The organism is Geodermatophilus obscurus (assembly GCF_900143215.1).
Classification (GTDB): Bacteria; Actinomycetota; Actinomycetes; order Mycobacteriales; family Geodermatophilaceae; genus Geodermatophilus; species Geodermatophilus obscurus_A.
In genome coordinates, this window is sequence record NZ_FRDM01000106.1 from 1 (window position 1) to 1,210 (window position 1,210).

Below are 1,210 nucleotides of genomic sequence, written 5' to 3' on the forward strand. Positions count from 1 at the left end.
TGAGAGGTATCCAGAAGATCACGCGGTGGCCGCCTTCACGTACGGGGCCCGCTGCTCACCGGGGCCGTCGCACACCACCTTGGTGGACGCCACTCTCGAGGACCCCGTCCCGGGATGCACGGCTGCGTGCGGTGATCGATAGGACCTCGACTTGACCTGCGGCTATGCCCGCTGGCATGGCTGTCAGATGCTGGGGACATACGGACGTCTTGCGGACCATCTGCGGATTCGCCAGCGGCTTGGGCTTAACGTCACAAGACCGTGCACAGAGGGTAAGCCGCCGGCCACTCCGTCTGCTTTTGCTGATCGAGGCGTCCCGCTGATCCTGATCCCTTCGCCCACTCGACGCCTGTACTCACCCAGCGTAGCCAGGGGATCGCAGCCAAGTGAAGACGCTTCGGCCATCCCCAGACCTGCGACTGAACGACGCGAGAACCACTAGCGGCTGACGATCCTGTTCCGCAACGTGCTCCTGCGTGACGGTCCCGTCACCGTTCTCAAGGGGGAGCCATGAAATCGACGCGCACGTCCTTGGTCATCGCCGCTGCCGCCGCCGGGCTGGTAGCCGCGACTGTGCCCGCGCAAGCCGATCCGCTACCGACGGAGCCCCAGACCATCCAGTTGCCGGGTACCGACACTGCTGGCGACGATGGCTACTGCCCGTTCCCGGTGACTATCGAATTCTTCAGCAACCAGCAGGTCACAGAGACAACGCTGCCCAACGGCGCCACGGAGTTCCGCTTCACCGGCCATGCGGAAGCGATCGTGACCAACGACGTCACGGGCGAGTCGATCACCTACAACGTCAGCGGTCCAGGAACCCAAACCGTCTTCCCCGATGGCTCCTTCACCATCGACGCAGCTGGCCCCAACCTCTTCTGGACATCCGTGGAGAACACCCAGCCCGCCGGGGTCCTGCCGCTCGCGTACACCACCGGCCGCGTGCGGTTGGCCGTCGATGAGAATGGCCAGACGACCAGCTACCGGCTGAACGGCCGCTCTACGGATGTCTGCGCGGAATTGGCGGCCTAACATCGCACGGCACCGAGGTCATGCCTAGCCCTTCCCGAGCCGGATATCACCAAGGCTCGACGGGGTAGACGATCCGCAGTTGTACTAGACGAGTAAGTCCGAAGTCGATCAGTGGTCGTAGGCGATCAGGGATCGGGTGATCGGCTGACCGGTGGCGCGGTTGTGCCAGATGGCAGCA

The 1,210-nt window shown here is 64.1% G+C and carries 1 protein-coding gene; it reads left to right on the forward strand.

All coding sequences use genetic code 11. From position 1 onward, the window contains the following. Positions 1-510 precede the first annotated feature (510 nt). A complete protein-coding gene (locus tag BUB17_RS25220; RefSeq protein ID WP_072921602.1) occupies positions 511-1,032 on the forward strand; it encodes a hypothetical protein in 522 nt (173 codons plus the stop codon). Positions 1,033-1,210 lie beyond the last annotated feature (178 nt).

Coding starts and splice junctions, on each gene's coding strand:
- BUB17_RS25220 (WP_072921602.1), top strand. CDS start 511: ATGAAATCGACGCGCACGTCCTTGGTCATCGCCGCTGCCGCCGCCGGG.